This window comes from Pseudomonas sp. LBUM1658 (assembly GCF_059716055.1).
The window spans coordinates 2,033,783-2,058,661 of the sequence record NZ_CP166798.1 but is presented as its reverse complement, the minus strand read 5'-3'; the positions used below and the strand labels follow the sequence as shown (position 1 = coordinate 2,058,661).

General features: G+C 56.0%; 20 protein-coding genes, 1 tRNA gene and 2 pseudogenes. 12 read left to right on the top strand and 11 right to left on the bottom strand.

Annotated elements, in window-relative coordinates; genetic code table 11:
• The first annotated feature begins 106 nt into the window (after nt 1–106).
• The 4 genes from ACA064_RS09410 (at nt 107) to ACA064_RS09395 (ending at nt 4,303) form a co-directional block, all read left to right on the top strand.
• Nucleotides 107–1,723: an arylsulfatase gene (locus tag ACA064_RS09410; protein ID WP_497673103.1), complete on the top strand. Its 1,617-nt coding sequence runs from the start codon at nt 107–109 to the stop codon at nt 1,721–1,723.
• Nucleotides 1,724–1,792: 69 nt separating this feature from the next.
• Nucleotides 1,793–3,061 carry an OmpP1/FadL family transporter gene (locus tag ACA064_RS09405; protein ID WP_497673102.1) on the top strand — a complete coding sequence of 423 codons (1,269 nt, stop codon included), beginning with the start codon at nt 1,793–1,795 and terminating at the stop codon, nt 3,059–3,061.
• Nucleotides 3,062–3,110: 49 nt separating this feature from the next.
• A complete protein-coding gene (locus ACA064_RS09400) occupies nt 3,111–3,785 on the top strand; it encodes a DUF3313 domain-containing protein (RefSeq protein ID WP_497673101.1) in 675 nt (224 codons plus the stop codon).
• Nucleotides 3,786–4,012: 227 nt separating this feature from the next.
• Entirely contained in the window at nt 4,013–4,303 is a 291-nt protein-coding gene (locus ACA064_RS09395; RefSeq protein ID WP_497673100.1) for a hypothetical protein, read from the top strand.
• Nucleotides 4,304–4,433: 130 nt separating this feature from the next.
• Here ACA064_RS09395 and ACA064_RS09390 read toward each other — a convergent pair whose 3' ends face one another.
• Complete coding sequence (locus tag ACA064_RS09390; RefSeq protein WP_497673099.1) at nt 4,434–6,056, bottom strand: DUF1254 domain-containing protein; 1,623 nt, start codon at nt 6,054–6,056, stop codon at nt 4,434–4,436.
• Nucleotides 6,057–6,166: 110 nt separating this feature from the next.
• A complete protein-coding gene (locus tag ACA064_RS09385; protein ID WP_497673098.1) occupies nt 6,167–8,653 on the bottom strand; it encodes an arylsulfatase in 2,487 nt (828 codons plus the stop codon).
• Nucleotides 8,654–8,838: 185 nt separating this feature from the next.
• On the opposite strand from ACA064_RS09385, the gene ACA064_RS09380 reads away from it, so the two are divergent.
• Together ACA064_RS09380 and ACA064_RS09375 are read left to right on the top strand one after the other, a co-directional pair.
• Nucleotides 8,839–9,954 carry a formylglycine-generating enzyme family protein gene (locus tag ACA064_RS09380; RefSeq protein ID WP_497673097.1) on the top strand — a complete coding sequence of 372 codons (1,116 nt, stop codon included), beginning with the start codon at nt 8,839–8,841 and terminating at the stop codon, nt 9,952–9,954.
• Nucleotides 9,955–10,564: 610 nt separating this feature from the next.
• Nucleotides 10,565–11,320: a bestrophin-like domain gene (locus ACA064_RS09375; protein WP_497673096.1), complete on the top strand. Its 756-nt coding sequence runs from the start codon at nt 10,565–10,567 to the stop codon at nt 11,318–11,320.
• A gap of 362 nt (nt 11,321–11,682) precedes the next feature.
• On the opposite strand, the gene ACA064_RS09370 is transcribed toward ACA064_RS09375, so the two are convergent.
• The 5 genes from ACA064_RS09370 to ACA064_RS09350 form a co-directional block, all read right to left on the bottom strand.
• A tRNA-Ser gene (locus tag ACA064_RS09370) sits at nt 11,683–11,751 on the bottom strand.
• A gap of 780 nt (nt 11,752–12,531) precedes the next feature.
• Nucleotides 12,532–12,750 carry a hypothetical protein gene (locus tag ACA064_RS09365; protein WP_497673095.1) on the bottom strand — a complete coding sequence of 73 codons (219 nt, stop codon included), beginning with the start codon at nt 12,748–12,750 and terminating at the stop codon, nt 12,532–12,534.
• A 300-nt stretch (nt 12,751–13,050) separates the two neighbouring features.
• Nucleotides 13,051–13,641 carry a cyclodeaminase/cyclohydrolase family protein gene (locus ACA064_RS09360; protein ID WP_497668903.1) on the bottom strand — a complete coding sequence of 197 codons (591 nt, stop codon included), beginning with the start codon at nt 13,639–13,641 and terminating at the stop codon, nt 13,051–13,053.
• A gap of 252 nt (nt 13,642–13,893) precedes the next feature.
• Nucleotides 13,894–14,058 (bottom strand): general stress protein, encoded by a 165-nt coding sequence (locus tag ACA064_RS09355; RefSeq protein ID WP_253551918.1) that lies wholly within the window; start codon nt 14,056–14,058, stop codon nt 13,894–13,896.
• Nucleotides 14,059–14,295: 237 nt separating this feature from the next.
• Nucleotides 14,296–14,496, bottom strand: a complete 201-nt coding sequence (locus ACA064_RS09350; protein WP_497673094.1) for a hypothetical protein — start codon at nt 14,494–14,496, stop codon at nt 14,296–14,298.
• A 377-nt stretch (nt 14,497–14,873) separates the two neighbouring features.
• Here ACA064_RS09350 and ACA064_RS09345 point away from each other — a divergent pair, with 377 nt between their 5' ends.
• Nucleotides 14,874–15,848, top strand: coding sequence for a ribonuclease Z (locus ACA064_RS09345; protein WP_497673093.1), 975 nt, complete (start codon nt 14,874–14,876; stop codon nt 15,846–15,848).
• A 285-nt stretch (nt 15,849–16,133) separates the two neighbouring features.
• On the opposite strand, the gene ACA064_RS09340 is transcribed toward ACA064_RS09345, so the two are convergent.
• Nucleotides 16,134–17,111, bottom strand: coding sequence for an IS5 family transposase (locus ACA064_RS09340; RefSeq protein ID WP_497669155.1), 978 nt, complete (start codon nt 17,109–17,111; stop codon nt 16,134–16,136).
• Between the two features lie 112 nt (nt 17,112–17,223).
• Nucleotides 17,224–17,442, bottom strand: a complete 219-nt coding sequence (locus ACA064_RS09335) for a hypothetical protein (RefSeq protein ID WP_497673092.1) — start codon at nt 17,440–17,442, stop codon at nt 17,224–17,226.
• A gap of 1,037 nt (nt 17,443–18,479) precedes the next feature.
• On the opposite strand from ACA064_RS09335, the gene ACA064_RS09330 reads away from it, so the two are divergent.
• The 3 genes from ACA064_RS09330 (at nt 18,480) to ACA064_RS09320 (ending at nt 19,613) form a co-directional block, all read left to right on the top strand.
• Nucleotides 18,480–18,746, top strand: a complete 267-nt coding sequence (locus ACA064_RS09330; RefSeq protein WP_497673091.1) for a hypothetical protein — start codon at nt 18,480–18,482, stop codon at nt 18,744–18,746.
• A gap of 346 nt (nt 18,747–19,092) precedes the next feature.
• On the top strand, nt 19,093–19,392 hold the full coding sequence (locus tag ACA064_RS09325) for a hypothetical protein (RefSeq protein ID WP_497673090.1): 300 nt from the start codon (nt 19,093–19,095) through the stop codon (nt 19,390–19,392).
• Between the two features lie 29 nt (nt 19,393–19,421).
• Complete coding sequence (locus ACA064_RS09320; protein WP_497673089.1) at nt 19,422–19,613, top strand: hypothetical protein; 192 nt, start codon at nt 19,422–19,424, stop codon at nt 19,611–19,613.
• Between the two features lie 89 nt (nt 19,614–19,702).
• On the opposite strand, the pseudogene ACA064_RS09315 reads toward ACA064_RS09320, so the two are convergent.
• Both ACA064_RS09315 and ACA064_RS09310 read right to left on the bottom strand, forming a co-directional pair.
• A pseudogene (locus ACA064_RS09315) lies at nt 19,703–19,933 on the bottom strand (phosphate-starvation-inducible PsiE family protein); the annotation flags it as partial.
• Nucleotides 19,930–21,092, bottom strand: a protein-coding gene (locus ACA064_RS09310; protein ID WP_497669507.1) for an IS3 family transposase whose coding sequence is annotated in 2 segments (ribosomal slippage) — nt 19,930–20,837 and nt 20,837–21,092 — 1,164 coding nt in all. Because the reading frame shifts where the segments join, the coding sequence is not laid out codon by codon here. The pseudogene ACA064_RS09315 and the gene ACA064_RS09310, both read right to left, overlap by 4 nt.
• A gap of 625 nt (nt 21,093–21,717) precedes the next feature.
• On the opposite strand from ACA064_RS09310, the pseudogene ACA064_RS09305 reads away from it, so the two are divergent.
• Nucleotides 21,718–23,190 (top strand): annotated as a pseudogene (locus tag ACA064_RS09305) (tyrosine-type recombinase/integrase).
• 462 nt (nt 23,191–23,652) lie between these two features.
• Complete coding sequence (locus tag ACA064_RS09300; RefSeq protein ID WP_497673088.1) at nt 23,653–24,786, top strand: saccharopine dehydrogenase family protein; 1,134 nt, start codon at nt 23,653–23,655, stop codon at nt 24,784–24,786.
• Nucleotides 24,787–24,879: the final 93 nt, after the last annotated feature.

Below are 24,879 nucleotides of genomic sequence, written 5' to 3'. Positions count from 1 at the left end.
CTGGATATTTCACAATTCGTACCTACGCTCATCGCGGGGGATCCAATTTTTAAGGACGGTCGGGGGCTCGTCTCAGGGTACTCACGCAAGTGCGCAGGAGCTCGACATGAACCGGACCACGTTATCCTCGGCGGTCGCTGTATCAGTACTGTTGTCTGCAATGGTACTCCCCGGCATGACCCAAGCGGCTGACAAACCGCCCCCGAACATTGTGGTGATCATGGGCGACGATATTGGCTGGTCCAATATCGGCGTCTACAACCAGGGCATGATGGCCGGTCGAACACCCAACCTCGACCAGCTCGCCGCCGAAGGCATGCGCTTTACCGACTATTACGCCGAGGCCAGTTGCACGGCCGGGCGCGCAAACTTCATTACCGGTGAACTGCCGATCCGTACCGGGATGACCACGGTCGGTCAGGCCGGTTCTCCTATCGGTATTCCGGCTGAAGCCGTCACCATCGCTACCGCACTCAAATCCATGGGTTACTCCACCGGGCAGTTCGGCAAAAACCACCTGGGCGACTTGAACGAATTCTTGCCCACCGTCCATGGTTTCGACGAGTTTTTCGGTTACCTCTATCACCTCGACGCCATGGAAGACCCGGCGCACCCCAACTATCCGCAGGAACTGCTGGCGACCGTGGGGCCGCGCAACATGGTGCACAGCTGGGCCACGACGACTGACGATACAACCGTCATGCCGCGCTGGGGCAAGGTCGGCAAACAGAAAATCGAAGACGCTGGCACACTCTATCCCGACCGCATGAAAACCGTCGACGACGAAATTCGCGACAAGGCGTTTGCCTTTGTGGACAAGGCCAAGCAGGACAACAAACCGTTCTTCCTCTGGCTCAACCCGACCCGCATGCACATTGTCACGCATCTGTCCGACAAGTACGAAGCCATGCGCAATGCACAAAATGGCTGGTCGGAACAGGAAGCCGGCATGGCGCAGCTCGATGACATCGTCGGCGAGGTGTTGGCCAAGCTGAAAAAAGACGGCATGGATGACAACACCATCGTGGTCTTCACCACCGACAACGGGGCGGAGAACTTTACCTGGCCGGATGGCGGCACCACCCCGTTTGCCATGGGCAAAGGCACAGTGATGGAAGGTGGCTTCCGGGCACCGGCGATCATTCGTTGGCCGGGTAACGTACCGGCAAACATGGTGGCCAACGGCATCATGTCCGGCATGGACTGGTTCCCGACCTTCGTCGCGGCGGCCGGTAACCCGAACATCACCGCCGAGCTCCTCAAGGGCAAGCAACTGGGCGACACCACTTACAAGGTGCACCTCGACGGCTATGACCAGACGCCAATGATCACCGGCAAAGGCCCGTCGAATCGCCATGAAATTTTCTACTTTGGCGAAAGCACCCTGGGGGCGGTCCGCATCGATGACTTCAAGTACCGCTTCATCGACCAGCCCGGTGGCTGGCTGGGGGCGAAAACCACGCTGGACATGCCGATCCTGACCAATCTGCGTCTCGACCCGTTCGAACGCGCCGGCTGGCCGGAAAACATGGCGGCCAATGGCTCGCTGGAGTATTTCGAGTGGTTCAAATTCCAGTTCTGGCGCTTCGTGTTCGTGCAGCAACAGGTGGTCAAACTGGCTGAAACAGCGGTTGAGTTCCCGCCGATGCAAAAAGGCGCGAGCTTTAACCTCGAAGCGGTCAAGGCCAAGATCGAAGCAGCCCGGGCGGCCATGGGCAAGTAAGCAGTCGAGTAGGCGGCTGGCTGACGCTGGCCATCCGCGTTCGTGATGGACATTTGCCGAGGTGACCCCATGCAGATAAAAACATCCGCCCTGTCCGCCTTGACCCTGCTTGCCCTGTGCTGCCAACAAGCCCACGCGGGGGGCATCATGCTCTACGAAATCGGCACGGATAACGCTGGCCTGGCCAACGCCGGTGCCGCCGCCCGGGCGCAGGGTCCCTCGACCATTGCCAGCAACCCGGCGGGCATGAGTTACCTGCCCGGCACGCAAATCACCGGTGGATTGCAGATTCTCTACGGCGACCTGACCTTCAACCGCGATTCCGACACCAACGGCACGGGCACTGGCAGTGGCAACGCCCTCGACCCGATTCCCGGCGGTAGCTTCTTCATCAGCCATGAACTGGATGAGCACTGGAGCGTCGGTTTCGGCAACTACGGCGACTTCGGGTTGGCGGCCAATTACGACAACGACTGGTCCGGGCGCTATTTCGCGCAGAACGTCAGTCTCGCCGGTTTGTCGTTTGTGCCCAGCGTGGCTTACCGCTTCAACGAGCAATGGTCGGTGGGCGTCGGCGTGAAAGCCATGTACGGCATGCTGCAAGCGCAAACCGCGATCGACCGCTTGCCTTTCGGCTTCACCGACCGCAGCGACGGCCAGTTCAAATACAAGGACAACGATTGGGGTTTTGGCGCGAATGTGGGGGTGATCTATGCCCCGCAACCCGGCACCCGTATCGGCTTGGCCTATACCAGCAAAGTTGATCTGGACTTCGAGGACGGGCTGGACGTCAAAGGCGACGGGCCCGCGCTGGAGCGCCTTGAGGGCCTGAACACCCAACTCGACATGACCGTGCCGCAAACTGCAACGCTGAGTCTGTTCCAGCAACTCGACCCGCAATGGGCCTTGCTGGCCTCGGTCAACTGGCAGGACTGGTCAGAGTTCGGTGAGATCGCGGTGCAGGTCGACACCACAGCGTTTGGCGCTCAAGCGACTACGGTCGACGCCCATTTCAAAGACACCTGGCAACTGGCGCTCGGCGCGCAGTATCAGGCCACACCGCAACTGCTGTGGAACGTCGGTGTGGCGTATGACAGCAGCGCCGTTTCGGACGGCAACCGAACTTTTACCGTGCCCATGGGCGAATCCTGGCGCATTGCGACGGGGGCCACCTATGCTCTGAACAAGGTCACCGACATCAACGTCAGCTGGGCCATGGTCTGGCTCGGCGACATGCCGGTGGACCAGACCAAATCCACGTCGGGCACTCGAACTTCCGGTCAGTTCGACAATGCCTGGATTCAAGCCGTGACCGGAAACATGACCTGGCACTTTTGACGCCCTGCTACCGAAAAAAAATCGACTTAATCCATGGAGCACACATCACATGAACCTGTCCCGAAAATTGCTCATTGGCGCTGTACTGGCCAGCCTGCTGCTAGGCGGTTGTACCTCGAAAGTCACCGAGAAGGCGCAGTATTCAGGCTTCCTGTCCAACTACAACAACCTGCAGCAAGTCACCACCACCAGCGGCGAGACAGCCATGCGCTGGGTGAGCCCATCCTGGAATCCCGACGCCTACAACACCGTGGCATTCAACCGGTTGGAACTCTACCCGGCGCCACAGCCCAACGAGCGGGTTAATCCGCAGACGCTGGAAGAAATACAGAACTACATGACCAGCAAAGCCAAAAACACTCTCGGGCAGAAATACCGGGTGGTATCGAGCGAAAAATCAGCGCCGAAGGGTTCGAAAACCCTGATCATGCGCGCCGCGATCACCGGGGTGAATGCCGAGAACGAAGGCATGAAGTGGTATGAGGTGATTCCGGTTGCCGCCGTCGTGGGTAGCGTTTCCGCTGCCAGTGGCCATCGCGATCAGGACACCACACTGTTCATCGAGGCCGAGTTCATCGACGCCAGCAACAACCAGACCGTGGCCAAAGTGGTGCGTAAAGTGTTCGGCAGCCAGGTTTCAAACGCCAGTCAGAAAATCACCGCCCAGGATTTCAAAGCGGCGATCGATAAACTGGGCACCGATTTGCAGGCGTTCATCCGGTAAGAATCAGAGCAAGTCAGCACCATTGGGATGAACTCAGCAGAGAAATTTTTCCGCCGCTATCGGCCCAGGCTGTGTAAAAACGCGGGAGCTGCCGGTGGTCGTTGCATTTCGCTTGTCACCGGCGTTTGACTAAGCTGAACAAATCGGTACGAACTGAAACCCAAGTGATAGCGGCCATCAGCGGATCTGGATGGGTATCAAGACGGTAACTCACTAAGGAGACGACTATGTATGCGGTCATAAGAACCTACTCGGGGCCTGGCGCAAAGCAGCTTTTCGATGTTTTAGAACAGCAAAAGGCCGACGTCGAAGCTGCCCTCCGGAAAGTCGCTGGCCTCGCAAGCTACACACTGCTACCTCTCGGTGATGGGGGTATGTCGGTGACTGTTTGCACGGACAAGGCCGGCACCGATGAGAGCACGAAAGTCGCTCGCGACTGGATTCAGAAAAACGCCTCGCACATCCACGCGAACCCGCCGGTCGTCACGGAAGGTCCGGTCATTGTGCAGATCAATTAGCGCTCCCTGGCGATCCCTCACGACCACCACGGTTCGCAAATCCGACTCGTGCGGCTTCAGTGGATGCTCCTGCCATCGCATTGAGGAAGGCATTGCGCTTCGCGCCATCCACTGAAACAGATTGTCAGTTTCACTTAACCAGTTCGACCTCGCTCGGCCGCCACTCTTTCGTAAAGAACGATTCAAGCGGGCTGTAGAGGCGCAGGAGCGTAAACCACCCTTTGTCGGGCGTGGTCTGGATCCAGTTGCCTGCCTTGGCGTCAGCGGGTTTGGAAGGGCCGAAGTAGATAGTCGTTGACCCGTCCGCGTTCGCTGTGGCGGCCGGTGTAGGGTAGGTCTGGCTTCCTGCGCGCGGGTAACGCTGCGGCGTCTGGAGCATTGACCGCGTCTGGTTGTCGTAGACGGTGAACGACCAGAACTTGGCTGCGGGGATCTTCGGCGGCAGGGTCACCTTGTAGGTCTTGCCGCCATCGAAGGGATTTTTTTCAGCATCAGTGAATCCCATGAGGTACTGCGAACCGACATTGGGCAATCGCATGATCATGCCCGGCGAATCCATGGTGTAGCCGTAGTAAAAGGCCGCGCGGGAATCGAGGGTCCGCGCGCCAGTCGGTGGCAGCGCTTTGAACAAGCCTTCCTTGGTGATCGTCGGCGGCGGCGTCTCGAAGTCGAAGCCACCTTGCCATAGCATGTTGGCCCACATCGAGTTCGGATAAAGGGACCAACCAGGATAGTCAGCGGAACGCCAATTCAGCGCTCGCCCAGCCGCGTTGCCCACAGCCGCAGCGTCGGTGAGGATCTTCTTCATCCGGGCGTCGGGGCTGAAGGGTTTGCCCTTCACAATGCCAATGGCTGCCAGTTGGCCAATGAGTTCCGGGTTGAACGAGGTGGCCGGTTCCAGCTGTACGAGCTTGTCGAGCATCTCGAAATAGGATAAGTCGTTTGGCGGGATTGTATTGAATGACTTGCCGCTTCCCTCAACGAACTTCGTCGGCGGTATCGGTGGATTGGGCGCAAGCCTGACGTTGCCTTCCAGTGCTGTGGCAATGCTGGTGCCGAATCCGCCCGGCGTGTAGGGATAGATCTTCAGCGATTGTTTGATCTCGGCCACAGCTGGTTTCGGATCGTTGTTCTCCATGAAGGCACGAACGGCGTAGAGAACATGATTGGTTTTCGATCGACCCACGAAGAAGCCGCTGTCTGGAAGAGGACCGTCGTAGTCCGGCGGCACGACAAGGTACTTGCCTCCTTCGCCCCGATCAGGGCCGGGCGCGCCGATGTCGATGATCCAGCCGAACCACATGTCATTGAGCGTACCGAGCGCCTTCGGTGGCACCTCAACCACCAACGGCCCCTTCGTCAAGTCGAGGACCGCGAGCGTATAGATCGTATCGGCGTTGGCGGTGAGGAAAAGTGATTTGGAGTCCATCAACTCAGAGAAGACGATCACCGAGTTGTCCTCAGCCCCAATGCTGTGGAAGCCCTCGCGAACCGCATAGGCCGATGCGCCCGAAAAACTGTTCATGAATGCATCTACACCACGGGTGAAGGCCAGGGTGTCATAGACGTCCTGAGCGGTTTTTGCGCTCGGCGCGCCGTCCTTGAATTCCAGCGTGCCGATACGGGTCTCGAGACGATCGGGCGTGGTGATCGCAGGGGGGATTTCGGTGGCGGTCTGCGTCTCGGCCATTACAGGAATGGCCAGCGCGACTAAGGTCGCCAGTACAGCCAGTGGTCTGAGACTGTGCGTCATAGTGCTCTCCTCGAGAGACATCTATTGCATTGACTACCCAAATGAACCTGGTGGTGGAAGTGTGCTTTCACGACGCGGGTTGTCTCGTGCGAGTTGGCCCACGTGCGTTTCTAGTCTTTGTTGCCGACCTTGTTCTGGGCTGCCTCCTTGCCCGCGACATTCAACTGCGGCGGTTCGAGCTTGACGGTGAGTTTGTGCAGCGAGCCGTTGAACGCGAACGGTACTTGGTAATCCTTGTCATCGACGGGAGTACCCGTATCAGAGCCGACGTCGAAACTTTCATCCACGCCGAAGACGAATGGAACGCTGTTGGGGATAGTACGGCTTGCCACTTGCTTGCCATCCACCGAGAGCACGCCGGTACCGCCTTTTCCGAATCCCGGCCCAGCGTATTTGAAATTGAAGCTGATGCCGTGCTTTCCGGGTGTAAGCGCATCGGTCCCTTCCCAACGGAATCGCGCCACGCCTTCAAGGTTGTAGTTGAAAACCGGCTTGCCATTGAGGAGGTAGAGGGCATAGCCACCAAAGCGGCCACCGTCTGTCACCAGCACGCCGTCACCGCCGCTTTGCGGAACGGTAACGTCAGCCGAAATGACGTAGGACTTGTTCAATATATTGGGCTCGTTGCCTGGAAGAATGCCGGTGACTGGCGACAAGTAATTGAACTCAGTGCGCCCGGCCACGATGCTCGGGCGCTGCGCAACGACGCGCGTGAAACCGGAGGCGTCGAGCGGTAACACCTGATATTTGTTCGCTTCCACCCAGAACAAATCCTGTAGTTCCTTGAGTTTGGCAGGGTTGGCTGCTGCGACATCGTCGTTCTGCGTCCAGTCTTTGGTGATGTCGTACAGCTCCCATTTGACGCCATTGACGATGTCCTTGGGCGGCTGCGCGGTGATGTCCCAAGGTGCGCGGTAAGGCGTCGTCGATGCCATCCAACCCTCGTGGTAGAGCGCTCGCAGGCCGAGCATTTCGAAATACTGCGTGGTGCGCGTGGACGGCTTGTCGGCATTCGGCTTGTCGAAGAGGTAAGCCATGCTCGTGCCTTCGATGGGTTTCTGCGCAATGCCGTCTACCTGGAGCGGCGCGTCAATGCCGGTGGCTTCGAGGATCGTCGGCTCGATGTCAATAACGTGGTGAAACTGGTTTCGGATGCCGCCGGCATCCTTGATCCGGTCCGGCCAGGAAATGGCCATGCCTTGGCGCGTGCCGCCAAAATGTGACGCCACTTGCTTGGTCCACTTGAAGGGTGTGTCCATGGCCCAGGTCCAGCCTACGGCCATATGCGGATAGGTCTGGTCCGAACCCCAGGCGTCGAGATATTTCATCTGGTCGGCCACAGGTACGTTGATGCCGTTGAAGTTGGTCATCTCGTTCGGTGTGCCATTGGGCGTGCCTTCTGCGCTACCGCCGTTGTCGCCGCTGATGTAGATAACCAGCGTGTTATCGAGCTTGCCCATGTCATCAATCGCCTGGATCACCCGGCCGATTTCATGGTCGGTGTACGCGAGATAGGCCGCATAGACTTCCATCTGGTGGGCATACAGTTTCTTCTCGTCCGCCGGCAACTCGTCCCATTTCTTCAGCTCGTCCGGCCAAGGCGTGAGCTTGGCATCCGGCGGGATGACGCCGAGGCGCTTCTGATTGGCGAAGATCTGGTCACGCGCGGCGTTCCACCCCATGTCGAACTTGCCCTTGAATTTGTCGATCCATTCGGGCGTCGGGTGATGCGGCGCATGGGTGCCGCCGGGCGCGTAATAAAGTAAGAACGGCTTCTTCGGATCGAGCGCGTTCAATTCATTGACGTAGCTGACGGCGTCATCCGCCATCGCAGTGATCAGGTTCCAACCCGGTTTGCCGACGTAAGGATGGATCGGCGTGGTGTTGCGCATCAGATTGCCCGGTTGCCACTGGTTGGTTTCGCCACCCATGAACCCGAAGAAGTAATCAAAGCCCATGCCGATGGGCCATTGGTCGAACGGGCCGGCCTGGCTGATCTGGAACGACGGCGTGTTGTGGTTCTTGCCAAACCACGACGTTGCGTAACCGTTGTCCTTGAGAATTTTGCCAATGGTCACCTTGTCCTTGGTAATGACGCTGTTGTAGCCGGGATAACCCGTTGAAACTTCCGTGATGACACCGAAACCGACGGAATGGTGATTGCGTCCGGTAATCAGGGCAGCACGCGTCGGCGAGCACAGCGCCGTCGAATTGAATTGCGTGAAGCGCAATCCGGCTGCCGCGACGCGATCCATGGTCGGCGTCGGGATGAGGCCGCCGAACGTACTGGGCGCACCGAAGCCGACGTCATCGGTGATGATCAACAAGATATTCGGCGCGTCTTTGGGCGGTACGACGGTCGGGGACCAGTAGGGCGTCGAGGTCGTGGCGTCGAGGTTGATAACGCCGCCGAATACTGCGGGAGGGTTGGGGAGATATCTGCCGTCGATGGTCGTGGTCGCGCTCGGTGAACCGGGCGTGCCGTAAACTTGCGGAGTCGCTGCGTCGGCGGACGAAAGCACAAGCATGGCAAATGCCAGCCCTGCACCGACTCGCGTGTGCAGCCTTGAAGGTCGATTCCAGTGTGCATTGGCCATGGCCAGCTCCTGTAACCCCCACACCCCAGCTCTGGAGTGTAGAACCATTTTTCTTTCTCGCCAGCCAATTCAGCGCCCGGATCGTAACCTGAGTGGTCATTGACAATAGAGTCGTGGCGCCTATAACTGATCCTGATGCCAGGAAGGCTCAGCAATGGTCGCAGCCTGAAACAAGGGGAGCGCAAATGCTTATCAGGAAACGGCGCTTGGGCATCGCGTTAATCGCAGTCGGGATAGTGTCTGCCTGCCTGGCTTTTGCTGTGTATCAGCACCTTCGCGGTCCAGAACCGTTGACACTGGGTGATGGAAAAAATGGCCCCCTGGATATGGTCTGGCTTCCTGCTGGCGAATTTTTGATGGGTAGCGATCATAAGCAGGCGCGGCCCAATGAGGGGCCGGCCCACAAGGTTCGACTCGATGGCTATTGGATCGACCGCTACGACGTCACCAATGCCGATTTCGCCCGTTTCATTTCTGAAACGCATTACGTCACCACCGCCGAACGCAAACCTAAATGGGACGATCTGAAAGTGCAGTTGCCGCCGGGTACTCCTGAGCCGGACGACAGTGTCATGGTGCCTGGAGCATTGGTTTTCGTGGGCACAGACAGACCCATCCCACTGAATGATTTCAGTCAGTGGTGGGCATTTGTCCCGGGAGCCGACTGGCGCCACCCGTTGGGCCCTGACAGTACAATCGAGGGCAATGACACCCATCCGGTTGTTCAGGTTTCACGCGAGGATGCACAGGCGTACGCAACGTGGGCTCATAAGCGCCTGCCAACCGAGGCCGAATGGGAATACGCCGCAAGAGGCGGACTGGAACAAGCAAACTACGCGTGGGGGAATGATTTTTCGCCTGGTGGAGAAAAGATGGCCAACACCTGGGATGAGGTGCAACCGTTTCCCGTGACCGGGTCCAGCAATAAATTCAAAATCGGCACCAAACCGGTAGGCAGTTACAGACCTAACGCCTACGGGCTATACGACATGTCCGGGAACGTTTGGCAGTGGGTCGCCGATTGGTATCGTGCTGATGCGTTTAGAGTTGGGCTCAAGCGTCAGTCGGCGGGTGAAGTAGTGTTTAACCCGGTGGGTCCATCCGACAGCTATGACCCGGATCTCGGGGTAACGGCCAATGCACCGCAGCGTGTGATTCGAGGGGGATCCTTTCTTTGTAGCGACAGCTACTGCACGAGCTTTCGAACCAGTGCCAGGCAGGGCGCGGACCCTATGAACTCCATGTCGCATCTCGGCTTTCGCCTGGCGATGAGCAATGATCAATGGGAAAAGAAGCGCTGAATGCAATATTCACGCGGGAGCCATGCTTTACCGTCAAGAAATAGCCTGCCACTGCATCGGATTTCGTTTCTGGAGCTTGTATCGCACGAAGATTTATCTGTTGGGCTCACCGACTGAGCAAGGTGCCACCGAGGTCGCCGGTTCCGACATTTACGATGAAAATGCGAATGGCTGATTTTGGCCGCTTCACGTTCATTAGGGGTTTTACTCGGACGCCAGCTTCTCGAAAGCGGCCCGCTGTGACCGGCGACTTTCGGCCCAGGCTGTGTGAAAACGCATGCACCGCTTTGAAGTCTGCGTTGCTACGTAAAATCTGTCGGCGTTTGGTTAGTCAGCAGGCCCAAAATTTACGTAAGAACACGATTTTCGTTCCGATTCCGACTGCCAAACTTGCTCTAAAACGTTCACACAACCTGGCCAGAAGCGGACATGGCAAGTTTTGCGCTGAAATCGCACTACACTCCACCAGAGCAGCAAACGATCCTGAGCGCGCCGCTCGCAACGCAATTCGAAAGGCTGCTTGCAACGGTGGGCGTGTTACTCGCATGCGGCGCAAGCCTTCCCGACGACGGCAAGAATGCCAAGGTGATGCGATGCGCAATTTTCTCTCATGAACCATTTCGCTATCGGACTGATCGCCTTCGTCGCTATCTTCGGCGGCGCTCTTATTGGCATCTTTGCTGCGCGGGCTCTGCCCGAGCATCACCTCAGCAATGAGTCGCGCAATGCGATCTCCGTTTCGGCAGCGATTGTCGGCACGCTTTCGGCCTTGGTAATTGGCCTGATGATCTCGACGGCGAACAGTTCGTTCTCGACACGGTCGAGTGAAGTATCCAGGATCGCCGTCGACATCGTCCGCATCAACCGCGTAATGCAACGTTACGGACCAGAGGCAGAGGATGCCCGCGTTAAGCTGCGCAACTACGCGAGTGCGAAAATGCAGGAGTTGTTCCCGGCGTCGGGAGAATCATCACAGTCAACCGAAGCGACTGTCCGGATGATGGAGGCGACTCAAGAATCGATTCTATTGCTTGTTCCGACTGATCCAAGACAGCGCTGGCTGCGCTCGCAGGCGCTCACACTTTCGGACGATGTATTACAGGCGCGCTGGCTGCTGGCGGAACAGCGTGCCAGCAACATTCCGATGCCGTTCCTGATCCTGCTGATCTTTTGGCTTAGCCTTGTTTTCGCCAGCTTCGGCTTGTTCGCACCCCGCCATGCCACGACGATCGCCGTTTTCTGCCTCTGTTCGGTTGCCGTTTCAGGAGGCATCACAATGATTCTGGAGTTGGACTCGCCCTTCTCCGGCCTCGTCCATGTCTCCGGTGAGCCGATGCGCCAAGCGCTGGCCGAGATCATCCGTTGATCGATTAGTCGAAAGTGGGTTCGGTTAGCACGTCAAATTCGCCTAGCCGAAGACCTCACTATGTCCGGAACTGAGACACGCGAATATCTCCTTTTAAAGGCGACTGTATGGCCGGAGCGGGTCGATTTCGGCGAGTCCTGACAGACAGCTTTCGGCCAATAGCACCAGTAACGTGCGACAGGTATAAACCTAAAAACCGTCGTCAACTCACTATCAAGCTGGGGCCAAAGCCCTGCTGAGGACAAATTCCGACCTTGGTATCAGCTGAGGATTCCACCCAGAGCCAGTCGTTTTGTAGGGGTAAAAACGACCGAAAATAAAAAGGGGTCGCGAGATAAAATCTCGCAACCCCTTGAATTATATGGTCGGGACGGAGTGATTCGAACACTCTACCCCTAGCACCCCATGCAAGCGGCCTGCTCTACAGCCCGCTAATTACAAGGCTTCGCGCTTGGCGCTCGCTGCAACGATGCCCAACTGTGCGGAACACGGAACTACAAAGTCACTCGGAAAGTCACTAGACCTTTTTCAGGTCCTCGCCGGCCAAGCCAGCTGTCGACGCTCGGCTGCTGCGTTGCGAACATTGCACGACTGGACGGTCAGCAGACCTGAAATTTGCGTAGGGACGCGATTTTCGTTCCGGTTCTGACCGTCAAACCTGCTCTAAAACGTTTTCACACAGCCTTGGTCGAGAGCTGCCCTCCAAAAAGTATGCGGGGTAAAAAATTCCCGAAAATGGGTGCGAATCGCTAGAAGCTTTTAATTTCGGTTAGCTCTTATTATTAGAAATATAGGAAAATCTATCAAAATTCGCTATATATCACTATACATTGGTAGATATGAGTATTTCTGACGCTCTGGATAGATTCTAACGTACGTCCTTTGCGCTAAGCGCTGAAAAATAGCAGAAAGAGCTCGTCAAAACGGTATTTCGTTGCGGATGGACTGCTTCCACTCACGGGTCCTCCATCACTAGCCCAATAAAAGCTAACACCGCGGACAACAGTTGCTGATTAATGGTGGCATTGAGCGGCCGCTCTTAGGCAACGAAGCAGAGGCCGTGACTGGCCGTTTAGGGTCGACTGCTGCCTTTTCCACTCCGGGGTGTCACTCAATGAAACTGAGGTGCAGGCCCGTCGAAGGCCCTGACGCTGATGCTCGTTAACAAGCCACACCCTCCCTATCACGCCCGTCTTGAATCCCGGCGCGCATCAGAACAACCCCGAGTGGATTTTCTGCTGCAGCAGCGCGGCCAGTTCCTGGCTGGGGTATTGGGCTTTCAGGCTCCGCGCTTTACAGCCGAGCGCATGATGAAAAGCGCGTGTATCCGTGACGTCCTGAACGCTTCGACAGAGTCGACAGCGCACCAGTTGGCCGTCGAGTTGCCAGTGTTTGTTCCAGGCTTTCAGCGGCAGGTAGGTCACGGACATTCAAAAGCAGGCCTTTGTTGAGGTGCGACAGGGGCTGAGTGCGCGTAAAACCACTCACTATGGCAATGGTAGGCCAGCCTCCGGGGCTGGTGTCCAGTAGGCGCAAAAAAGCCCACCGAAGTGGTTTGTTTGTGAGGGGACATATAACGAAACGCCGTTATGCGCTGCCGCTTAAGGGTGTTCCCGAACACTTAGCCGTGGCGTATCCCCTAGCAGTTCGTTGACCTCACCCCTGCTCTCGACGATCTCGCCAGCCGTCGAGGCTCTGTATCGATTTGATCATGCGTTTTGGCTGCGTGCTCACGTCAGGAGCGGTTTGTCCTGACGCCAGACGCGAGCTAGCGCTTCATCGGCTTTTCGCTGAAGGTCGGAGCGGCTATGTACCAGATCAGTTCTCCTAGCTGTCGGTACGAGCTGATCAACGACCGAATCGACATTCAGCAATAGCGCCGATAGGCTTGCGTGCATGGTTAAGACGGCGGCGACCACATCGCATTGCAAGAATGACTTCACACCTGGTAAGCCCCTCTCTGCAAGTTCGATGCCCTGAAGGCAGCATCTCGCAGCTGCGAGTGCACCTAAGGTAATTTCCAGTGTTCGCTGCTGACTGTGACCTTGAGAGTCAGCCAGTGGCTCTTCGATAAAAGCACTGAACGCCCGAACATCGTTGTCGGCGAGGGCCTTCATGACTGCCATCAGTTGCTCCACCTCATAGATGGTCTTTTTCCCCTCGTCTTCCAGGTTGCGGGTAGCGGATTTACGCAGCGCCATGAGGAGAAGCGCAAGCCCGAAGCTGGCACAGACGCATGACGTGGCACCACAGCTTGGTACCGAAGTATCAGCCGCAATTTTGTCTCGAAAAGACTCGAGGCTTGATGACCAAATGCTCATCCGCAGCATCTCCTTCAAGGCAGTGTATTACTGATTGGGTAGTTGCTCTTCATCTGCGGGGCCCGGCGTAACCCTAACTCCGTCACACGCCGATTCCTCTTCCCTGCTGACGCGCTCGTCGTCCGTCAGCCTCTCACCGACGTCATGCTCATTCAACTGATCTCGGTGATCCTGTTCTGGTTCGTCGTCTCGCCACTGCTTTATGAGGATACCGACCTGCTGACGCAGGCATGTCAGCAGGTCAGCTGTTTATCACCGTTCTCCGCGCGTCCCGCCATGGCTATGTTGCCCGCCGATTCGAGCTTTCTCCGCCTTGTCAGTTGCCACATTGGCATTTTGTTCGCTTTTACGCCCCGCCTCTTTAACTTTTTGTGGGTCGTCGGAAAAGCCGTGATGCGGTTCCTGTCGTTTGGTCATGGCTAATCTCCTTTAACAAAAAAATAGTCACCTTCATTGGATCTGCGCCCTGAGCCTTCGTCCCACTGGCACGACCAACGGAAATTACCCGCCGCTATAGTGAAAAAATCGAATTTCTGGACGCAATCACTACCGCTCAATCAACACTGTCATTGTTCTGTTCCGGTGTTTCGATACCGGTTTTTGGTTCAGCACCCCGTGGCCGCTTCAACGGTATTGAGTGCTCCTCATCATCTTCTATATCACGGGGTATCCGGGCAAGCCGTGGGCATCTTCTGGAGTTTGGACGTTGCCCGCAGAATCACTTTCGTGATCCCAGTCTGTTGTTGCATTTGGATCTTCGTCGCGACCGGCAGTGCCCAGAATGCAACCATCATCATTCGGATCACCCAGGTCATTCACGGGCAAATTTTCAATGCTGGTTGGGTGGGGTTTCATAGAAGTCTCCACTACAGAGTGATGAGTCTCCTTTTGAACAGCCGGATTCATCCAAGTGCTGCGCAAAGGACGAACGGCGCCGCGCCAATTCAGCAACCATCGGAACAACAGTCCGTCAGCACTGGTACTCATCCAAATTTCGTAATCGAGCGGTCTTTACTCTCACCAGCTTGTTTGGTGGTTAGGATCGGTCGCATCGACCGGTCAAATACACAACCAAAAACAGTCATGCACGATCAGGAACCAAGCGAAGCTCATTAGAGCCAAACTCACATCGAGGGTGTCAAAAGGCATGCGGGAGGAAAAAATCATGATTTTTTTCAGAGCTTCGCAAGCTGACTGCTTTTCAGATCAACTGCCTGAATGAAGGATCGGTCATGGATCTCATGTTTCTTGGTACTTCATCAGCCGTTCCGAGCCGAAATCGAAACGTGAGCGGCATCGCCCTGATCGAATCCTTAGGCAGGGGTTGGTATCTGGTGGATTGCGGTGAAGCCACCCAGCACCAACTTCTACGCACCCCGTTGTCTTTACAACAGCTTCGCGGGTGCTTCATAACGCATGTACACGGTGATCATTGCTTCGGCTTACCCGGCCTGCTGGCCACTGCCGGCATGTCAGGGCGCCTCGAACCGCTCGACATAGTGTTGCCGGTTGCGCTACATGACTGGGTGCGCCTCAGCCTGAACGTCAGCAAGTCCTGCCTACCCTTCGAGTTGCATTTGCATGCGACAGAAACCTTCAATGGCTGGCGAAACGGCAATGTTCAGGTCAACATCGTTACTCTCTCTCATCGCGTGCCTTGTTATGGTTTTGTATTTTCCGAATCAAATCCTAATCCGCGGCTGGATGTGCAACGTCTGGAAGCCGAGGGTATTCCTCGCGGCCCGCTTTGGGGTGAGTTGGCGCATGGACGTGAGGTTGAGCATGCCGGACGTCTATTTCGTGGGGAGCAATATTTACGTCCTGCGCGACCCGGTCAACGCATCATCATCTGTGGCGATAACGATACTCCCGAACTGCTAGCCGAGGTGGTTTCTGGTGCAGATGTGCTTGTGCACGAGGCAACCTTCACTCAGTCACTAATCGATCGTACTCGCGAGAGTTATGGACATAGCAGTGCCGCCACGGTGGCGCGTTTTGCCGAGTCGGCCCGCATTCCAAATCTGGTTCTTACCCACTTCAGTGCACGCTATCAATCTAATCCCGAGCGAAGCCCGTTCATTGGAGATATCCGCGAGGAAGCAGCGGCATATTTCACCGGCGAGTTAATCCTGGCGCGTGATCTAGAACGTTACCACCTTGACCGGGATGGGCGCCTGAAAATTGCCATTGGCCCTCAGTCGCAATAGTTCTTACTTTATCGGTTTCCAAATTCAGACTCAGTAAATATTGAACAAGCACGCCTATTCAACATTCACAATATTAAGCGCGTTTTGAAGACGTGCTGACCATGCATCGAATCCACCATTTCCTTTCAAACTTTCATCTAAGGAAGGTCTGAAGTACCCACCGATTTTTGATGCCCTCTCTGTGAGAGGTTCAAAAAACGCTGATTCGGTCGAAAATCGGACCTTTCCACTCTTTAATTCATGATTTTTCCTCTAATCGCGCTGTTTCAGGGCGATTAGCCCGCATTACAGGCGCACCTCTCCTGCATTCAACAATCGTTTTCGCACCATCCACAGGTTCGACAAGGCGAACAACGTCGTCTGCTGAGCGATGTTTTTCGCCAGACCACGAAAGCGCACTTTCGTATAGCCAAACTGGCGCTTGATCACTCGAAACGGATGCTCAACCTTGGCTCTGACTTGCGCTTTCGCATACTCAATCCCGCGTAGCACGCTACCGATCACCGTGTCTTTGCCATGCTCTTTGTACGAACTGGGCCGGGCAGAAATCGACCAAATCATCTTGCGATCCTGATGTTCTGGGCGTTTCTGCACCCCGGTGTAACCGGCATCGCCACAGACGTGAACTTCTTCTCCGTGAAGCAATTGATCCACTTGTGTCACGTCCGCCACGTTGGCGGGAGTACCGACAACGCTATGAACCAAGCCCGAATCCGCATCAACGCCAATGTGGGATTTCATTCCAAAATAGTACTGATTTCCTTTCTTGGTCTGATGCATCTCGGGGTCGCGTTTCTTGTCTTTATTCTTGGTTGAGCTGGGTGCATGAATGATCGTCGCATCCACGATCGTTCCGTGACGCAACATCAATCCACGGTCACCCAGATAACCGTTGATAACCTGCAAAATCCCACCCGCCAGCTCATGTTTCTCCAGCAAGCGGCGGAAGTTGAGAATCGTGGTTTCGTCAGGAATTCGATCCAGATGCAGCCCTGCAAACTGGCGCAGGATCGTCGTTTCATACAGCGATTCTTCCATCGCCGGATCGCTGTAGCCGAACCAGTTCTGCATCAGATGAACCCGCAACATGGCCAGCAACGGATACGCCGGACGACCACCTTCACCCTTCGGATAATGCGGTTCGATCAAGGCAATCAAACCCTTCCAGGGCACGACTTGATCCATCTCGATCAGGAAGCGCTCGCGGCGGGTCTGCTTACGTTTACCGGCATACTCGGCATCGGCGAAGGACATCTGTTTCATCGGGGCTCAACCGTTCGATTCGTGTGAGATGGGTATTTCACCAGAGATGGAAGTCTTTTTCAGAGTTTCCCTAACCCCGTCCTATCACGCCCGTCTTGAATCCCGGCGCGCATCAGAACAAACCCGATTGAATTTTCTGGTGCAGGATGGAAGCCAGTTCCCGACTGGGGTATTGGGCTTTCACGCTCCGCGCTTTACAGCCGAGCGCATGACTAAAAGCACCGTCGTCCGTGAGGCCCTGGGCACTGCCACACAACCGACAGCGCACCCGTGAGCCGTCGAGTTTCCAGTGTTTGTTCCAGGCTTCCAGCGGCAGGTAGGTCACGGACATTCAAAAGCAGTCCTTTGGCAATGAACGACAGGGGCAGAGTGCGCGTAAAACCACTCACTATGGCAATGGTAGGCCAGCCTCCGGGGGGCTGGTGTTCAGCAGGCTCAAAAAAGCCCACAGAAGGTTTTTTGTGAGGGGACATTTAACGAAACGCCGTTATGCGCTGCCGCTTAGGTGTGTTCCGGAACACACTTAGCCGTGGCGGATCACTTCCGCATCTGCTTAGGCAGTTGGCTCCCTTCCTCAGTGGGTGAAGGGCAGAAAACGGCCGATTGTGTTGAAAAAGTCGACCCGGCCAAGTGGGTAGTGCATTGAGTGGTGAAAGCGTGATTTTTGTACGCTGCTACGTAAAATCCGAGTCCTGATCCTTTCTGCGCGTAGTGCGGATTTCAATCTCAGACGCGTTCTTTTCTGAGCCGAGAACCGAAGCGACTTTTTCAACAGAATCGGCCAGAAGCCGTCATTCGATATGAGCAGCGCCGCCGAAGGGCGCTGTCATATGTTCTCTAGCCAATCTCCTTCCGCCCTGCTTTGCACCATCGACCCTAATTGAAAAAGACAGACCTCCTGTTCGAAGCGAAGCGTCAAAATCGGGAGGCATCGGAGGATCGAACAATTGGGCGTGTTGAGCAACGACAATGCGTACTTCATGAAGCCAACTAATGGCACAAGTTGTTACACATGCCACCGCGCTAGCCGGCATTCTGCAGCTACGCTCATAAGCTCTAAATTGGTGAGGCTTCGTCATGTCGAGTAGGATTTTTCATGTTGATTTTCGCGCAAGCAGCGGTGATTACGGCGACGGCTTGGTGGTTGTAAAAGACGGCGCGGTGAATGGGGGGCTTCTCACTATCTGGATCAAGGATGCAGCACAGGCCTAACTGAACTGTATGACTTCCTTTTTGGGAATGCTTAAGCTCCCATCAAGCGCAGATGATTATTTCTATTTGTCCGTGCTGACTCCCCTACTAATAGCCAGCCGACCGGAAAGCCCAACCGACGGCACATCATTTTTTGGGTACAAGGATAGAAACCCCATGAGCACCCCGCTCCGCATCAACGAAGCACTTTTGATTGCCGGCGACGCATTTGAACCTTTTCAATGCGTTGCCTGGGCTCCGCAAGACGGTAATGGCGAACTGAGCCTGACCGTCATCGACCGGAGCAACACTCGTATTGGCCGCAAACAGATTCCAAGCAGTGCCTATTCCGATCCGGCGCAGCTGGAAAGCCTCCTGCAAGAGGCGCGCGCCGAGTTGAGCCAGGAGGGCTACAAGCTGCAATCCTGGACAATGCCAGAGTAAGCATTCTCGCGGATCGCTACCGGTGAGAGCGCGTAATCAAGGGGCAGATGGATTCAAATTTCGTTTTTATCCTCCATCGAATCTAGCCTCGGAGGCGTTGTAAGCATTTGCGTACAATGGCTTAGGTAATTGCCCGCTGCCTAATTGTTGCCTGGCTAGTTAATATCATCCGTTGTGTTGATGGATCGACCAGGCTGACAAGGCTGAGAGCTCGGGACATCGCAGTAGAGCGATGCATCCGTAACGATGCCCAATGGATACGGAATCAGTAAAAAACGGTGGCTTTCATCCCGCCGTTTTTTTTCGTCTGTATAAACCCACTCAAAAACAAAAAAAGATTTAATTCATGTCGAATTCCAATGTTCTGGCTGACAGTAATATGTTGAGTTCTCTCGCCGCGTATGACGCAGTCATGGGGCTGAGCAGCGGGCAGACGGTACGGTGGGGGAACCTGCTGTTCAAGATCATCGAAGGCCGTCTCCTGCCCCTGGTAATGGAAGCCGCCGGTCGTGCCGAGGGCTATGCCTTGGGCTTACGCGATGCTGGGGTCATCACTGAAATTCAGCGCGGTCGGATGGCGTGTGTGGCCTTGGCCGTGACCGCTGACAAAATCCACAGCCTGGCACCCGATACGGTCGCGTCGTGATCCGCCCCACGTGCACCGCAGGAACCAAAATGAATTCAGCGGTATCGTTCAGACACAACGACAAGTTTTATGCCGAGGTGGACGCCGTCACCCTGCATGAAGCTGACGGCTACTTGATTTTGACGCATGCGAACGACGACAGCAGCAGCATTTCCGAGGGGGGTGAGGCGCTGTTCGAAGCGCTTTCAGGTCTTGGAATCCGGGCCAACAAGCGTCCATGAGCCGCTGCGTATAACGGCGTTTTCGTTAAATGTCTCCTCACAAAAGCCCGCTTCGGTGGAAAATTGTTGGCATTGCGAAGCCCTTGTAGCTATTCATCCTTATCACACTCTCGTAAGAGCCAGCAGACGATGCCGAGCACCAGGGTGGCAAATCCTAGTGCGGCAATGGTGAGCGCAGGAGTAGCGGCAGAATCGAGAATAACGAACTTCCGGCTGAGCGCTAGCAAGGCGATCAACAGCACTGTGCGAACCTGAACGATGCTGTTGCGTCGTAGGGCGGGGCGCACAATCGAATGCTTAAACTCCAGTGTAGTGGTCAACTAATCCCGGACACGACGTTAAGTTTTTCTTCGGCCCGAGCTGGCGCCAGCCCACCGTTGAATTGATGGGGTCGAATCCAGTTGTACCGATGCATCAAGAAATGGCTGATATCGCGCTGGGCCTCTTGAGCAGTTCTGTAACCCAGAGTCGGTATCCATTCGGTTTTCAAGCTGCGGAACACCCGCTCCATCGGCGCGTTGTCCCAGCAATTTCCCCGGCGACTCATGCTCTGGCGCATTCGATAACGCCACAGCCGCTGGCGAAATAAACGACTCGCATACTGCGACCCTTGATCCGAGTGAAACAGCAGGCCCTGAGGCCTTCCACGTTGCTCGTAGGCCATATCCAGTGCCTTGATAACCAACTCGGCGTCCGGCTTTTCCGACAATGCCCAGCCCACCACCCGGCGCGCGCAAAGATCCAGCACGACCGCCAGATAGTGCCATTTCCCCTGGGCCCAAATGTAGGTGATGTCGCCGCACCACACCTGGTTGGGTGCCGGGACATCGAACTCCCGATTCAAGATGTTCGGGATATCCAACCGTTCAACCATTGCTCGTTTATAGGCATGAGAACCTGGCTGTTTGCTGACGAGGTCAAGCTCACGCATCAAGCTGCGCACTTTGAACCGACCGAGTTGCTCACCATCGTCACGCATCAACGAGAGAAGGCTACGGCTGCCGGCAGCACTGCGACTTTGTGAAAACAACTCGCTCACCCGGCTGCGCAACCGAAGCCGTTCGACATCAGGCGTTCGGCGCTTGAGGCGGTAGGCGTAGTAGCTTGAGCGGTTGATTTCAAACACTTTGCACAGCCAATCAACCGGCTCATGGACGCTCAGCTGATTGATCAGCGCGTACGCTCGTGATCTTCCGACATCAAGAGCGCGGTAGCCTTTTTTAATATCGATTTTTCCCGTTCAAGGCGGGCGATCCGGGCTTCCAGCTCCTGGATTTTCTGCTGTTCCGGTGTCAGCGCTTTGCTCTGCGGGGTAACGCCTTTGCGCTCCTGCTGAACCTGACTGACCCAGCGGCGTAGTGCCGACTCGCCGACGCCGAGTGAACGGCTGGCTTCGATGTAGCTGTAGTCTTGCTTGAGCACGAGGTCGGCAGCCTCGCGTTTGAATTCAGCAGAAAAGGAACGGCGTTGTTTGGTCATCTGACACCTCGATCTGGCGAGCATTCTCGCCTAAATGGGTGTCCGGTTTCATTAGACCACTACAGCCTTGGCCCACAAACCATTCATTCAACTGTCCCGATCTTTTCACAGGTGGCTAGGATGAACCTGTGAGCTTGAGGCGTCCAACAGATTTAGGCGGGTGGCATTGGTTCTCACCCCGTACGGTGCGGGCGAGGATGTCTCGGTCATTGTCCGAAAAGGATGAGCAGAAAATTGCAGGACATGCGAACGAAGGCATGGCCAAAAACTACCAGCGGGACCACTAAGAAATCGTCTGGTCCGAGGCAATTCCGGACCTGAATATCAGTGAAATCACCGGGTAGTTTTGCGCAGGTTTGGCGCAAGCCTGAAACGAGAAAGGGGATCGAGCCACTAAGTGCTTGACCCCCTTACGAAATATGGTCGGGACGGAGTGATTCGAACACTCGACCCCTAGCACCCCATCTCCTTTTTCATACTTCTTGAAAGCTTCCAAAATTTTACTCTGGATTTTTCTAAGCGAGTATTTACTTGAGTTCCAGAGATGTTCTGCTCTACGAGAGTCCAGTAACGTCCATCAAGAGCCGACGTTTTTGTGGGGGGAAAAGTAGGGGGAACCTATTTTATGGCCAAAATCACCATCAAAGAACTCAAGTCGCTGACTGCCAACGATGCCGGCCGAATCCTCCGGGAGGATGGCAATCTAGCCGGTCGAATCTCAGTCCGTAAGGACGGTGTGTCGGTGAGTTTCTTCTATCGATATCGGTGGGGCGACCAGAACAAAGAGTACTCCTGCGGCTCCTGGCCGCGCAAATCCCTGACGGACATCCGCAAGGCACGCAACCAGGCCCGATCGCTCATCGATGAGCAGATCAATCCCAATGAACACAAGAAAACCGCCAAGGCACAGGCATACGCCGCTGCTAACGTAGAGGCCGAACAAGTAAAAACGACGAAGGTGCAAACACTGACGGTCCAAGATTTGGCCAAGGCCTGGTTGTTGGATGGCGTCGCGCGCAAAGACGGCAATGCCGAGTTGCAGCGGCGTTTTAACAAGGACCTTTTTCCAGCGCTTGGCAAGACAGCGGTGAGCAGTGTGTCCGAACACGATGTTCGAGCGCTGATCCGCGCCGTGCTCAACCGCGGCGCTCACCGGCAGGCCATCAGCTTTTTCGCTGACCTCACCCAGATGTTCGGCTGGGCCAGGAAGCGCCAGCCTTGGCGGGCCTTGGCGGGCCTTGGCGGGCCTTGTTGATCGAGGGTGATCCAACTGAGCTGGTCGACATATCCCCCCTGATACCTGTCGACTACGAGGCCGAAAGAAGCCGGATCCTTTCCCCGGCGGAGCTGTTGGAATTGCACAACCGCTTCCAGCAAATGACCGCTGATTACAACGCCCTCCCCGCCGGCCAAAAATACGAGGGCATTCGTCCATTAAAGAAGGAGACTCAACTCGCGCTCTGGATCAGCCTGGGCACCTTGTGCCGGATAGGCGAGTTGCTGCAGGCCGAATGGAAAAATGTCGATCTGGACCGGCAGACCTGGTTCTTACCCAGTGAAAACGTCAAGGGCACTCGCGGCAAGAAACAGGACCACCATGTCTTCCTCTCCCCTTTCGCGCTGCATTTCTTTCAGGAACTCAAGACCTGACCGGAGACTCTCAGTGGTGCTTTCCCAACAAGCAGGATGATCAGCATGTTGATGTGAAGGTGGTGAGCAACAGGTGGGTGACCGCCAGGCCCGGTTCAAAAACCGTAAAGCCCTCTCCAGACGGCGTCATGACGATACCCTGGTCCTTGCCGACGGCCAGAACGGTGACTGGACGCCGCATGACCTGCGCCGCACAGGCGCGACCATGATGCAGGCTTTGGGTGTCAATCTGGACGTTATCGATCGCTGTCAAAACCATGTTCTGGCTGGCTCTCGGGTGAGGCGCCACTACCTGCATCACGATTATGCCGAAGAGAAGAAACGCGCCTGGAACCTGTTGGGCGATCGACTCAGTGCGGTGTTGTCCTCAACCTACGAGCACCCACCGACCGAGTCGATGATGTCTTTTCCAGCGTACGCCGCCGCTGGAGCACTGCCGCCTCCATAGGTCAGATTCATAGTTTCGTAGGTATCGTCTAGCGCTTGCTTCGGGTTGATCCCGGACGGTCGTGACCGGAAGAAATCGGCCAAAAGTAGTCATTTCCTGCTCCCGTTGCTCAACCTCTCATTGCTGGGCGGTAACGTCCCGTCCTGTGGGGGTGTCCAGAATATTGAAATCTTTCAATGCCCCCCGGTATGGGGGGCGTCAAGGGTATCGAACTCACTATTTTTAAGCGGTGCAGGAAGCGGTGTTATTTATCGTTTTGCCTGTATTGACGACTTGAACATTCAAGGTGCAGCGCGGAGCGACGGCAGTTACAGCCCCCCGACAATATCGAGATGTACATACCCGAGACGCCCGGCAAAGCCGACGGTTTTTGCCAGGTAAATCTTGGATTTCGCGGCTTCTGCGAACTGTCGTGCATCGCTCCGCCTGTCTCGCATACCCAACAACATCAAGAGAATAAAAATGGCTAAGTATCCCGTCGTTGTCTATGGCGCCAGTGGTTACACCGGCATGCTGATTATGGATTGGCTGATCGATCAGAACATTGCGTTTACCGCTGTGGCGCGCGATGCCGGGCGTACCCGTGAAATGATGGCGCAGCGTGTGGTGCGACTGGAGTCTGCCACCTACGAAATCATCGAAGTCGACCATACGGTCGAATCGCTGACCCAGGCATTCCGGGGTGCCAAGGTCGTTTGCAATACCGTAGGACCGTTCGCCAAATTCGGTCTCACCACTGTCGAAGCCGCGCTTAATGCCGGTTGCCACTACCTGGACACCACCGGCGAGCAGTCGTACGTGCGTAGTGTTCGCGACCAGTTTGGCGAGCGCTACGCCCAGGCCGGCCTCCTCGTTTCGCCTTCACTGGCGTACATGAATACCTTCTCGGAAATAGCCGCCGAACTGGCGCTCGAACACCCCGGCATCGACTCGCTGGAAACCTCGGCGTTGTGCCGTGGCCAACGCGGTGTCGGTGCTGGTGTAACGGTCGGTTCCACCGCTTCTATCTTCGAGATGTACCGCGCCGAGCATTGCTACCTGTGGGACAAGAAACTGGTGGCACACCCGGTCGATGCTTCGTTCTTGATCCCTTCGCCCCACTTCATGCAACCAGTGTTCGCCTTGCCATGGGGCGGCACCTCGTTGCCGATCTATTTCGAGAATGATCCGCGCGTGCGTTCCTGTGTTTCCTGCGTCGGTTTCTACGACAACGACGCGATGAAGATGGTGCATTCGCTGCATAAGAAGTGGGAAGCCGAATACAAGCATCTTCCGGCTGATGCTCAGGATGAGGTACTCAAGGACATTGTCCAGGCGACAACCCCGGCGATGCCCCCACGCGAACGCACGACCCTGATGCGTACGGTCGACACCGCGATCGGCCGCGGGCAGCTCTCTGCCGTGCGCGCCGAAGTGCTCGGTACCACGGCTTACATTGCCACCGGTGCCTTGCAGGTGGCGGGTGTGATCAAGCTGCTCGACGGCGACACCGCCAAAGTGGGCTTCGCGTCCGGCTCCAAGGCATTTGGTCACCGCTATCTGCTGGGCTTCTGCGAAGAACGCGGTTTGGCTCGCGCCGTTGTCACCAAGCTCTGATCAGCAACACAGCGGCACGTCGCGCCAGCCCGCTGGCGCGATCCACGCAAGTGAAGGTTTCGGTGGAATCGGCAGTTATTCAGGTCTGAATCA